This window comes from Halalkalicoccus subterraneus (assembly GCF_003697815.1).
GTDB classification, from domain to species: Archaea; Halobacteriota; Halobacteria; order Halobacteriales; family Halalkalicoccaceae; genus Halalkalicoccus; species Halalkalicoccus subterraneus.
Map to the genome: position 1 here is coordinate 32,597 of NZ_RDQG01000007.1, position 11,465 is coordinate 44,061.

General features: G+C 65.4%; 14 protein-coding genes and 1 tRNA gene. 6 read left to right on the plus strand and 9 right to left on the minus strand.

Annotation, left to right across the window (positions count from 1 at the left end; genetic code table 11):
- Positions 1 to 38 precede the first annotated feature (38 nt).
- Positions 39 to 2,042, plus strand: a complete 2,004-nt coding sequence (locus EAO80_RS01975) for a type II secretion system F family protein (RefSeq protein WP_122088265.1) — start codon at positions 39 to 41, stop codon at positions 2,040 to 2,042.
- Positions 2,043 to 3,284 (plus strand): DUF7289 family protein, encoded by a 1,242-nt coding sequence (locus EAO80_RS01980; protein WP_122088266.1) that lies wholly within the window; start codon positions 2,043 to 2,045, stop codon positions 3,282 to 3,284. It abuts the gene before it with no gap.
- Here EAO80_RS01980 and EAO80_RS01985 read toward each other — a convergent pair.
- Genes EAO80_RS01985 through EAO80_RS02005 form a run of 5 tightly spaced genes read right to left on the minus strand, consistent with a single transcriptional unit; the run spans position 3,277 to position 5,842 of the window.
- Entirely contained in the window at positions 3,277 to 3,984 is a 708-nt protein-coding gene (locus EAO80_RS01985) for a DUF7289 family protein (protein ID WP_122088267.1), read from the minus strand. The two genes, EAO80_RS01980 and EAO80_RS01985, sit on opposite strands and share 8 nt — an antisense overlap.
- Positions 3,977 to 4,411 carry a DUF7266 family protein gene (locus EAO80_RS01990; RefSeq protein ID WP_122088268.1) on the minus strand — a complete coding sequence of 145 codons (435 nt, stop codon included), beginning with the start codon at positions 4,409 to 4,411 and terminating at the stop codon, positions 3,977 to 3,979. The genes EAO80_RS01985 and EAO80_RS01990 overlap by 8 nt, the downstream gene beginning before the upstream one ends.
- Complete coding sequence (locus EAO80_RS01995; RefSeq protein ID WP_122088269.1) at positions 4,408 to 4,812, minus strand: DUF7261 family protein; 405 nt, start codon at positions 4,810 to 4,812, stop codon at positions 4,408 to 4,410. Before EAO80_RS01995 ends, EAO80_RS01990 begins: the two co-directional genes overlap by 4 nt.
- Positions 4,800 to 5,384 (minus strand): DUF7288 family protein, encoded by a 585-nt coding sequence (locus EAO80_RS02000; protein WP_122088270.1) that lies wholly within the window; start codon positions 5,382 to 5,384, stop codon positions 4,800 to 4,802. The genes EAO80_RS01995 and EAO80_RS02000 overlap by 13 nt, the downstream gene beginning before the upstream one ends.
- On the minus strand, positions 5,384 to 5,842 hold the full coding sequence (locus tag EAO80_RS02005) for a DUF7287 family protein (protein ID WP_162993832.1): 459 nt from the start codon (positions 5,840 to 5,842) through the stop codon (positions 5,384 to 5,386). Before EAO80_RS02005 ends, EAO80_RS02000 begins: the two co-directional genes overlap by 1 nt.
- 56 nt (positions 5,843 to 5,898) lie before the next feature.
- Between EAO80_RS02005 and EAO80_RS19355 the strand changes: the two genes are divergently transcribed.
- A complete protein-coding gene (locus tag EAO80_RS19355) occupies positions 5,899 to 6,159 on the plus strand; it encodes a hypothetical protein (protein WP_162993833.1) in 261 nt (86 codons plus the stop codon).
- Between the two features lie 3 nt (positions 6,160 to 6,162).
- On the opposite strand, the gene EAO80_RS02015 is transcribed toward EAO80_RS19355, so the two are convergent.
- Complete coding sequence (locus tag EAO80_RS02015) at positions 6,163 to 7,605, minus strand: MATE family efflux transporter (protein WP_122088273.1); 1,443 nt, start codon at positions 7,603 to 7,605, stop codon at positions 6,163 to 6,165.
- Positions 7,606 to 7,737: 132 nt separating this feature from the next.
- On the opposite strand from EAO80_RS02015, the gene EAO80_RS02020 reads away from it, so the two are divergent.
- The gene (locus tag EAO80_RS02020) at positions 7,738 to 7,923 is read left to right on the plus strand and encodes a hypothetical protein (RefSeq protein ID WP_245998402.1); all 186 of its coding nucleotides are present in this window, start codon (positions 7,738 to 7,740) and stop codon (positions 7,921 to 7,923) included.
- Between the two features lies 1 nt (position 7,924).
- Here EAO80_RS02020 and EAO80_RS02025 read toward each other — a convergent pair whose 3' ends face one another.
- Positions 7,925 to 8,656, minus strand: coding sequence for a competence/damage-inducible protein A (locus EAO80_RS02025; RefSeq protein ID WP_122088274.1), 732 nt, complete (start codon positions 8,654 to 8,656; stop codon positions 7,925 to 7,927).
- Positions 8,657 to 8,716: 60 nt separating this feature from the next.
- On the minus strand, positions 8,717 to 9,154 hold the full coding sequence (locus EAO80_RS02030; protein ID WP_122088275.1) for a Rieske (2Fe-2S) protein: 438 nt from the start codon (positions 9,152 to 9,154) through the stop codon (positions 8,717 to 8,719).
- Positions 9,155 to 9,404: 250 nt separating this feature from the next.
- On the opposite strand from EAO80_RS02030, the gene EAO80_RS02035 reads away from it, so the two are divergent.
- Both EAO80_RS02035 and EAO80_RS02040 read left to right on the plus strand, forming a co-directional pair.
- On the plus strand, positions 9,405 to 10,190 hold the full coding sequence (locus EAO80_RS02035) for a hypothetical protein (protein ID WP_162993834.1): 786 nt from the start codon (positions 9,405 to 9,407) through the stop codon (positions 10,188 to 10,190).
- A gap of 235 nt (positions 10,191 to 10,425) precedes the next feature.
- Positions 10,426 to 11,157, plus strand: a complete 732-nt coding sequence (locus EAO80_RS02040; protein WP_122088277.1) for a lamin tail domain-containing protein — start codon at positions 10,426 to 10,428, stop codon at positions 11,155 to 11,157.
- 142 nt (positions 11,158 to 11,299) lie between these two features.
- Here EAO80_RS02040 and EAO80_RS02045 read toward each other — a convergent pair.
- Positions 11,300 to 11,371, minus strand: a tRNA-Ala gene (locus EAO80_RS02045).
- Positions 11,372 to 11,465 lie beyond the last annotated feature (94 nt).

Genomic DNA, 11,465 nt, shown 5'->3' on the forward strand with positions numbered 1-11,465 from the left:
TCGACTGCGTTCTCGGCGGACGGACGCGGGGACGGGCCGTGAGCCTCGCGCCGAGCAGAGCCGACCGGATCGGCGACGCCTTCTATCCGCTCTATCGGCTGGTCTTCGGCGAGGACAACCAGTTCGCCGCGGAGTTCCAAACGACCCTCACGCGCGCCCGGATGGGCGACACCGTCGAGCACTACCTCTCGCGAGCGCTCGCCTACGGCGTCGCCTCCGGCGGGTCGTTGTGGATCCTCGGTACCCTCCTCGGCTACGGGCTGTTCGCGACCGGGCTCGTCTCCCCGCCGCTCGTCAGCGTCCCGGTCACCGACGAGCGCCTGATCGCGTTTCTGGCCGCCACGCGAATCCCCTCGCTGATCGCCATTACCGGCCTGTTGTTGGGCTCGTTGGGGTTCGCGCTCGCGTTCGGGGCGTGCGTCGCGATTCCTCACTCGCGGGTCTCCGCGAGAAAGCGCGAGATCAACGTACTGCTCGCCGATTCGGTCGCGTTCATGTACGCGCTGTCGGTCGGCGGGCTCGACCAGCTCGAGATCATCGAAGCGATGGCGAACGCCGACGACACCTACGGCGAGGTCTCCCGGGAGTTCCAGTCGATCGTCCACGAGACGGAGTACTTCGATACGGACTACCGCACGGCGATCAGAGATCAGGCGCACGAGACTCCCTCCGAGGAGCTGAGCCAGTTTCTCACGGACATGCTCTCGATCGTCGACTCGGGCGGGGACATGACGCGATTCCTCGAGGACAAGAAGGACAAACACATGCGCACGGCCAAACAGCAGGACGAACTCACCCTCGAAACCCTCAAGCTGTTCGGCGAGATGTACATGACCCTCTCGCTGTTCCCCCTGCTTCTGATCATCCTCCTCGTGATCATGAGCATGCTCGGGGAGGGCTCCGAGTTCATGCTGTATGCGACGGTCTACGCGTTGATCCCGCTGATCGGGGTGGCCTTTCTCGTGCTCGTCTCGACGGTGAAACGCGACGACCCCGGCGACGGCTACCTCCGGGAGGACGAGGAAACGACCGACTCGGCGGGGCGCAACCCGCTGTTCGACCGCGGGTTGATCGAGCGCTACACCGGTACGTTCGGCGTGTTCGACCGGATCGAACGCCGCGAGGGGAACCACGAGACGGGTGCGCTCCTGTTGCGTCCGCATCGCTTCTTCCGGGACTACCCGGTCTACACGCTCGCGCTGACGGTGCCCGCCGCGCTCGCGCTCGTCGCCGTGGCCGTCTCGTCGGGGGCTGCGCCGCTGTCCTGGGGCAGGTTCATCGCCGTGCCCGTCTGGTCGACGGTCGTCTGGGTATACGTACCCGTCTACGTGATCTGCGTTCCGCTTGCGGCCTTCAGGGAGTGGAACGTCCGCTCGCGGACGGCGATCACGGGTACGCTCTCCGACACCCTCCGCAAGCTCTCGAGCGCCAACGACACCGGGATGACGCTGCTCGAATCGGTTCGAGTCGTCGCCGAGACCTCCTCGGGGAAGCTCGCTCGCGAGTTCGAGGTGATCCACACGAAGGTCGTCTACGGGACGAGCCTCCAGGGGGCGCTGACGGAGTTCAACAACAAGTACCACGTCCCGCGATTGGCCCGCACGGTCAAGCTGATCGGGAAGGCCCAGGAGACCTCCGGCCGGATCACCGCGGTCCTCACGACCGCGGCCCAAGCCAGCGAGAACCGCGACGACATCGAACGCGAGCGCAGATCCAGAACCCGCATGCATGTCGTGATCATCGTCATGACCTACCTCACGCTGCTCGCGGTGATGGCGGTCCTCAAGACGCAGTTCCTCGACGTGATGGCCGGGCTGGACACCGACGGTGCGGGACCAGCGGCGGGCGCCGGCGGCCCCGAGTTCGGCGGCGGACTCGATACGGGCGTGCTCTCGGTGCTGTTCTTCCATGCGGTGACGATGCAGGCGATCCTCTCGGGGCTGATCAGCGGCTACATGCGCGACGCGGAGATCTTGAGCGGCGTGAAGTACGTCCTCGTTCTCATGACGGTCGCACTCTGTGTCTGGGTGGTGGTCGGGTAGATGCCCTCACGGGGACAGGCCGAACTCGTGGGCGTCGTGTTGCTGATCGGGCTGACGATCATCGGGACGACCGCGATCGTCGCGTTGGGGGCGGGGACGATCGCCGATTCGCGCGCGAGTGCCGAAGTCCAAAGCACCGAACACGCGATGACCCTGTTCGACTCGACGGTCACGAACGTCGCGCTCGGTGATGCGCCCGTTCGAACCGTCCGGTTCGGTCGAACCGACGGCCGATTCGAACTCCGAGAGGACGTCGGAACGATGCGGATCGAACACCACACCGAGGGGGGAGCGCCGCCGGTCGAGTGGAACGGGTGTGAGAGCGCCGCGGGCGTCTGCGAGATCGACCTCGGTGCGATGGTCTACACCCACGGTGGGACCGAACTCGCCTCTCAGGGCGGCGGCGTCTGGAAGCGTCAGGGCGGGGCGACGACGATGGGATCACCACCTGAATTCCACTACCGCGACGGGACGCTGACGCTCCCGGCCGTCACGACGACGGGTACCGGAAGCGCGAGCGGCGCTCCGGCGGCGACGATCCGTCCGGCCGGTGGGAGCGAGGTCGCACACTCGGGCGCGATCGAGAACGGCACCGTCACGGTGACCGTCCGGAGCCCCTACTACGAGGGCTGGCGACAGCACTTCGAGGAGCGGACCACCGGGGTGGTCAGCGTCGACCACGACGACCACTCGGTCACCGTCGAGCTCGTCTCGACCGAGAGTCAGGGGCGGTTCGGGCTGGCGAGCAGCGACAACGCGATCTCGCTTCGGGGTCTGGCCGGCGAGGAACCGATCGAGCGATTCGAACTCACGCTCCATCCCTACGAGGACGATTCGAGCGGGTTCAACGGCCTCGACTGGCGGTTGCGCGACGAGGGGTCGGCGCTGGAACTGGCCTTCGAGAACCGGGATAACGCGGACGCGATCGACCTGACGGTCACGAGCCCGGACGGACGTGAATCGCACACCTTCGAGGACGCGTTCGCGGTCGACGGCCAGCGCGTCGAGGCGGACCTGACGGCCGACCGCGAAGCCGAGGGGGAGTCGCTTGACTCGCTGCTGAACCGCCATCTCGCCGCGGCGGGTCCCGACGTCACCTTCGCCGTCCACGACCGGGGGCGGGGAACGGACGACCGGATCAGCTACGAGCGCTCGTGGGGCTCCCTCGAATACGAGAGTTCGGGCCAGTCCATCGCGTATCTCCACGTCACCGAAAACGCGGTCGCGGTCCGGTTCAACTGAACCGCACGCCGATATCGACCCGTACGACGTGGAGTTCGTCGGGTTCGAAGGCACATTCGACGGTCCGGTTCGACTCGCACGTACCGCCCCGCGACTCGAAATACTCCGTCCAGGCCCGCTCGTGTTCGGTCTCGACGGCGATCGTCACCGGCTGCTCAATGGAGGAGTACGAGTACTGCATGGTCCCGATTCGCTCGGCCCGGACCAGCACGGTCCGGTCGCCGCTCACCGCGGTCGCATCGACGTCGTACAGCTCGACCAGCCGGACGACCAGCCGCTCCTCGCCGATCACGAAGGAGGGCCGATGGGCCATCGAACCGCCCGCTCCCTCGCCTCTGAGCACGGCGCCGTTCCGGTAGAGGACGTCCGAACCGGTCCCCGAATCGTACACCAGCCGCCCCGACGCGGCGTCGACTACCTCGCCGCCGACCGAGACGCGTATCTCCTCGCCGCGCTCCACTCGCAGCCCCGCGTCCGCGAGGCTGACCGCCGTAGCCCTGCTCGGGGCGTTTCGCCGCGTGATCGCCTCGACGTCGTCCGCGAGCACGTCGAAGGCGCGCTCGGCGTTGTTCACCCGTTCGGCGTCGCGCGCGTCGGTCAGGCTCGCCGTGCCCGCCGTGTAGACGACGCCGAGCGTCGTCACCACGAGCGCGAAGATCAACACGAACCCGACCATCTCGCTCACCCCGCGATCAGCCATTCCGCACCTCGATCGTTCCATCCTCGAACGCGATCACGACGGGCCCGCCGCCGAGCGACCCCGAGCCCGCGATCTCCACGTCGCGTTCCGCGACGAACGACACCGTAACCGGGTCGTCCGCACGCTCGCCCCGCAGGACGAGCCGCTCGCCGTCGATCTCGATGCGATAGGTGGCCCCGGCGACGGCGGCCGGAAGCTCCCGCTCGAGTTCGACGGTCGATCCGGTTCGCGCGAGGCGGTCGACGGTCGCGAGGTCGGCCGCGAGGCGCTCGCCGTGGACGGTCAGCTCCCCCGTCGTCGCCTGCTGGCGCTGGTCGTCGACGACGGAGCCGGCGGTGATGAACAGCCCGGAGACGAGGATCGTCGTGATCGACAGCGTCAGCACGTAGCCGAGCGCCACCGACGTCGCCCGCTCGGAGCGGCTCATCGTCTCCCCTCCGACGTGACGGCGATCGTCCCGGAGCGGTAGGTCAGCGCCGCGGTCTCGTAGGTGACCTCGATCACCGCCTCGTCCGTCGCGATCTCGACGATCTCGACGTCGACGGTGGCCCCCGAGCGGACCTCGTGGGCGAGGACCTGCTCGGCCCACGATTCGATCGCGGCTTCGAACGATCCCTCGTCGCTCGTGGGAAGCGTCGCGGCGACGTGTGCGACGGCGAGGTCCTCGGCCGCGAGCGCGTCTCGCTCGCCGACGTCGGTCGTTCGCGTCCCGACGCCCTCGGCGTAGATGACGCCGTTGAGCACGAGCGCGAGCACGACGAACGTGGCCGCGATCGCGAACCCGGCGACCAGAACGAGCTGCCCGCGTTCGTCGGCTACAGCCGCCACACGACCACCTCCACCTCGACGACGGCGTAGAACGACGACTCGCCGGCGGGCTCGACGTAGAACGACTCCGAATCGATCAGGGAAACGCCCGTCGCGGACCCGTCCGGACCGCGCAGTTCGTCGTCCCCGTACAGGGTCAACAGGCGGGTGGCGCTCGCGGCGTGATCGCTCGGCTCGCCGGAGTGTACGACGCGCCGACTCTCCCTCGCCCCTCCGTCGGTCGGGTAGTGGACGTAGAGGTTGTAGGCGATCCCGCGGTCTGCGAACGTGGCGTCGAGACGCTCGCCGAGGGCGGTGTCGAGCTCGCCCGGCGCGTACTGCTCACCCGGTTCGAGCCCGTGGAACGCCCTCGTCTCGTTGTCCCAGTGGAGGACCGTTGGCCCGAGTTCGTCCTCCCCGTCCGCGATCCGGAGGGCGTCCTCGGTGGCGGTCCGCTGTTGGTTCTCGATCCCCTGGCTCGACGTGCTGGCTGAAAGCGGCGTCACCGCCGTGACCTGCATCGCGAAGAGCAGGCTCGTGACCAGGAGCGCCGCGGCGGCGAACGCCTCGAGGGTGTGGGCCTGTCCGCGCATCACCACACCTCGACGACGAGTTCGCACGTCTCGTCGTCGTACAGCACCGTGCGGCGCGTCACCGTCGTCTCGCCGAACTCTCGCGGCGGATCCGGGCCCCGTTCGAGGCGTTCGGCCGGTCCGTCGAGCGTGACGGTGACCCGGATCGGCTCGGAAACTCCGAGTTCGTCCCGCAGATCTGCCGCGTCGTCGGCGCCATCGAAGAACGCTTCGACGGCGTCGTCGTCGAGCACCCCTGGTTCCGCCGCGAGGCGGTCCTCGGCGAGGTGGCTCGCGGTTCGGTCCGCGACGACGGGGTGGGCCGGCTGGCCGTTCGTAAAGGGCACGAGCATCTCGGGGACGAACGAGAAGACGAACCCGATCACGAGGAGGAACGTCACGGTCCCCACCAGATAATCGACGGTCAGTTGCGCTCGCTCGTCCGACCGTCCCGCCCCGTTCCGTCGTTCCCTGTCCATGGTGACCATCGTCGCCGTTCGCTACGTATATATAATTTTAACAGTATAAAAATACTATGAATAAATTGTCGAACGGGTGGAACACCACCGCGCTTATCGCGGCGGGCGAAGTAGGGGAGCCGATGGCGAAATGGAAGTGTGATGCGTGCGGGACGGTTCACCGCCGGAACCCGAGCAAGTGCCGTTCGTGTGGGAACACGGTATTGAGCCCGTATCACGGCGACGGGGGCGGACGCCTCGACGACCGGCGGGTGCGGTACGGGCTGATCGCGCTCGCGGTCGTCGTCGCGGCGCTCGTGGTGATCGTCGCCCTGTAGCCGTCAGTCCCCGGGCGTCCCCTGCGGCCCGTACGACCGGCTGATGACCTTCCACTTGCCGGTCGCGAAGCGATGGTAGTTGATGACGGCCGGAACCGCAGTCTCGGCGACGAACGCGAGGTACAGCCCCCAGAGGCCGAGCGACGTGATCGCACCGAGGTAGGCAAGCGGGATGGAGAACGCGAACATCCCGATCGCCTGGCTGTAGAACGGCCAGCGCGTGTCGCCGCTGGCGTCGAGCGGGCCCGCAGCCCCTTTCGAGACGCCCTGGAGGACGGTCGCGACGCAGGCGGCATAGACCAGCGAGACGGCGATCGGCACCGTCGAGGTCGTGGGATCGTCGACGAAGGCGAGTACGATCGGCTCGGCGAACAGGAAGATCAGTACCGCCGAGACGGCGTAGACCGCCACCGCGAAGCGGACAATCTCCCGGCCGTAAGCCTCCGCGGTGCGCTCGTCGCCGTCGCCCAGTTCCTGGCCGACGAGGCTCGAAGAGGCGAGGCCAAAGCCCCAGCCGGGCGTGTTCATGATCCCCCAGATCCGCCGGGCGATCACGTACGCCGCGGCGGTGTTCTGGCCGAAGACGTCGACGATCGCGAGCAGCGGGAAGTCCGCGAGCCGCCAGGCGAGGTTCCGGCCCATCACTGGCAGGCCGATCGAGACGAGCTGGCGAACCATTCCGCCGTCGAGATAACGGCCGGTCGGGGAGACGGTGACCGGGAACGCCCCGACGACGGGCGCTCGGCCGAACACCAGCCCCGTCGCGAACGTCGCGGCGACGACGACGTTCGAGAGGACCGTCCCGATCGCCGCGCCGACGACGCCCATGTCGAGCCCGAATATCAACACGGCGTTGATCCCGACGTTCACGGCCGCCCCGCCCGCCCGCGCGAGCATCGCGGTGTAGGCGTCGTCCGCGCCGACGAGCGTCCGGCTGCCGATCAGGTTCAGCGCCGCAAACGGAACCCCCACCGAGACGACCCGCAGGTATCGACTCCCGAGTTCGATCGCCTCGGGGTCGTTGCTGATCAGGTCGAGTAGTCCCGTCGAAAAGGCCCACAGGCCCGCGGTGACCGGGAGGGTGAGAACGACGACCAGCAGGGCGCTCGATCGCACCGCCCGCCCCAATTCCCCATCGGCGTCCGCGCCGAACGACTGGGAGACCAGCGCGATCGTCCCGCCGGCGACCCCGCCGCCGACCGCGAAGGCCAGCCCCCAGTACGATCCCGCAAAACCCACGCCCGCGATCGCCCCCGAGCCGGCCGCGATCCCGACCATCGCCACGTCGACCGCGTTCTTCGACATCCGGGCGATACCCGTCACTACTCGTGGCCACGCCAGATCCGTGATCCGGCGCGCGCGGTGACGGTCGATCAGGCCGGCGCGCGTGAGCGCCAGCCCGACCCACAGAATGAGCACTTTGACGGGGTTCGAAACACGGCTCACAGAACTCGCCCAAACTAGCCGATTCGGCATCAAAGCCCTTGGTTACGCGGCAGTCGAGGCCGGTTTCAGGATGGCTCGCATTCCCACACGATGGATGGATACCCTAATGCTACCGCGTGCAGTACCGTCCCGATGATGACGGAACCCGAACAGGAGAAGAAGAAGGCGGTCGCGGTCTGTGACGGCTGTGGCGAACTGGTACCCGTACGTGTCTGGCCCGATGAGACGGTCCACCCCATCGGGTCCGAGGGAGGCTGTTGTGGGGAGACCGACTACCGGATCCTCGAGGACGGGAAGTCGGCCGCGGCGTTCGAGTGAGTCACTCCTCGTCGACCTCGACGTGCCCGCGGAGCCAGTCGGTCGCCTCGACCAGCGCCTCGGGATCCGTCCCCGACAGTTTGATGCGGTTTTTCCCTTCGGTCGCGGGGTAGCTCCCGACCGCCACGTCGAAGCGCTCGCGCACGCCCGCCAGCGCGTCGAGCATCGACCCCTCGGGTTGGGGTGTGTAGAGCGTTCGTGAGTCGGTTTCGCCGCCGAACTCGGCGGCTACCGACGAGAACAGCGCCTTCATTTCGTCGGGCACGCCCGGGAACGCATAGACGTTCTCGAGGACGCAGCCCGGACAGAGTCCCTCGGGGTTCAACAGGACGCGACTGCCCTCGGGCAGCGCGGCCCACGCGTCGACATCGATGTCGACGTCGTGGGCCGCCACCGTCTCCGGATTCGCGTCGCGGTAGGCCGCCACCGACTCGATGACGTCCTCGCGGGCGGTCTCGTCGACGACGAGGGCGCGGTCGAAGGCGGCCGCCAGCGCGTCGGCGGTGACGTCGTCATGGGTTCCGCCCAGCCCGCCAGTGACGATCACGGCGTCGAAGCGGTCGCTCCAGCGCTGTAGGACCTCGACGATGAGATCGTGATCGTCGGGGACGGTGAGGATGCGCGCGACGGTCGCACCCCGATCGGTCAGCTCGCCCGCAAGCCACGTCGCGTTCGTGTTCTGGGTGTCCCCCGCGAGCACCTCGTCTCCGACGGTGAGAATGGCGACTTCCATCGGGAGTACTGCGGTGACTCGCGACCAAAAGCCTGCGGTCGGCGGCAGGACCGTCGTCGACTACAGCGAGATATGCGAGGTCGAACTCGGGCCGCCGTCGCCGTCGTCGTCGCTCAGGCTCGGTCCCTCGTAGAGAAAGCGTGCGTCCTCGTCGGTGAGGTAGACCTGTCCGTCCTCGACCTCCGTCTCGACGGAGACGAGCGTGGTTTCGGCGGCTTCGCCGTTGTCGCAGTAGCCCGAACAGGTGTCGAAGCTCGACCCGTGTTTCGGACAGATCACCTCGCCTCCTCGGAGGACCGCGCCGACGCCCTCACGGTAGAGTTTCTGAGCCTCGTGAGTACAGCGGTTGACCCAGGCCTCGACGGCCTCTCGATCGGGATCGCCGCAGGGAACGAGCAGCACTTCGGTGTCCTCATCGTAGTTGTCCCGCACTGTAAAGAGCCATGTACCCTCCGCTTCGACCGTCTCGACGCTCGTCAGCCGGTGGCGATCGCTCATAACGGTGCGTGGGACGGGAGGGGTTTAGATATCTCGTTCCGACAGCGTCCCCTCCGTGGAGCGTTTCTGGCCCGGTTCCGTTCGCTACAAAACTCCGTTTCAATTGTAAATACCTTTAAAAAAATAGATACAACTTCTCAATTATATATTTGATAGTATAGTTATCCGAAAGGTTATTGTCAGTTAGCAATATATTTCGTGACATGGTCGAACCGGACACGATACGTCGGCTAGCAGAGGGATGGCGGTGATGGTTTCACGCGGAACGGTCGCTGCGATCGTTTTCGCAGTCGTCCTCGTGATGAGTGGGGGATGTACCGGATTGGGGGACGACGGCGACGAGACCGAGAGTGGACCGGAGTCGGACGGGAACGGTGCGGCCCAAGACGGGGTCGATCCCGCTGATGACGGTGGCAGTGGTTCTGACGAATCGTCATCCACCACAGAGGGATCTACCGAGTCCAACGAAACGGGCGATGAAGGGACGGTCGATAGTGATGAGTTGAACGAGGAGGAGGCTGCCGAAGAGAAGGACGAGGCTACGAACGAAAGTGAGGACACTGCGGTGTCCAGCGAAGGCGAAGGGGAAACGAACGGCCAGGATGATGACGGAGTGGACGAGGACGACGCTGCTGAAGGGGAGACGATGAACGAACCGGATGACCAGGAAACCTCCGACGAGACGGCACAGACCGCCGACGTGACTGCTTTCGAGGAGTCGCTCCGGGACGAGGGGATCGACGTCTCCAGTGTCGAGCAGGAGGGAGACACCCTCTCTCTCGGTTATGAGACGAGTCGTACCGACGAGGAGGTAGTGGAAGCGGAGGGTGCCATAGTCGCGGGATCGTATGCCGATCTCACGGGCGAGGGCTACGGGAGTGAGCGACTGGAGGCGACCATATATCATGCGACCACCGGCGAACGTATCGCCGACTACCACATCGAATCCGAGTGGGCAGAGCAGTACAACGACGGGGAGATCTCGTCGGCCGAGTACGAAGAGCGAGTCACAGCCACGATCGACACCCACGTCTGATTCGGCCATCCGATTCAAGCCGAACACAGGGACGATCCGCGAGTAGGATCCCCTTCGAATCCCGTCAGGGTTTAATAGATCCGTTGGAAACCGTCCCGTCCTCTCCCGTCGGATCTCCGTCTTTCTCTACCGTGGCATCCACCCTCGATTCGTATACTAACTACTACTGGTTGAATTGTGAATTGTTGCATTATATTTAATCCGGGATGATCTGTTGATCGATGTGGTGTCTTTGATGCCACAACAGAAAACGAATACAGCGGACGAGAGTGGGATCGGTCGGCGGACGGTACTCAAAACCGGAATCGCCGTATCAGCGGCAGTTATGGGTATTTCCGCGACGAGTCCGGGAATAGCGCAGTCGGAACTGAGCTTATCGCTTGACGTGGATGCAGAGGCGGAGACAGTTACCATCGTCAATAACGGTGATTCGGCGGTTGACCTCACGGGCTATCAGATGAACTTCGAGGCGGGCGGGGATAGCGAAGTCGACCAAACCCGTACGCTCGCGGGCGAGGTCATCATCGAGGCTGGTGACTCCGTGACAGTTGCGACGGGTGCGGGCGACGAGGGTGATGTGTCGCTTGAAGACCCGTATGAGGGCGAGGTCCTGAACAATGAGAATCCGGATGTGGTTGCGTTGTTGTCACCGGAAGGCAATGTAGTTGCTTCCACGGATGAGACCGGAAGCCCGGATGAGTCGGGTGACGAAGAGGACAGCTCAGGGGATGATGAAGGTCCGACGGAAGAGAATGGGGACGAGAACGAGTCGGAATCCGATGATTTAGAGGGTGAGTCGGACTCGGAGATCGAGGATGAAGACCAGGACAACGACGGAGATGACGGGACAGGTGATTCGGATGCGTCCTCAAATGAGGACTGCCCGGAAGAAGAACCAGAACCGGAGGACGACTGTCCTGAGGAAAAGCCGGAGCCGGAACCTGAGGACGATTGTCCGGACGAATAGAGAGTAAGTAACGAATCGTCACCAGATTCTTCTCTTTGTTTGGTCCTTATGACTGTCTTTCGACACGTCCGCTGAACTTCGAGTTATACGAATGGAAGAGTAAAAACCGACCCGAGCAGGCGCAAATCGAGTCGGATCGGAGTGGACTCGCCGGGATTTGAACCCGGGGCCTCTCCCATGCCAAGGGAGTGATCTACCACTGATCTACGAGCCCTCGCACTCCCCGCTATCCGGGGTAGAATCATAAACGCTTCGAACCCCGTTCGCATCCCTTCATCCGGCGGGAGTCGCAACCCTTTAGCCGCCGG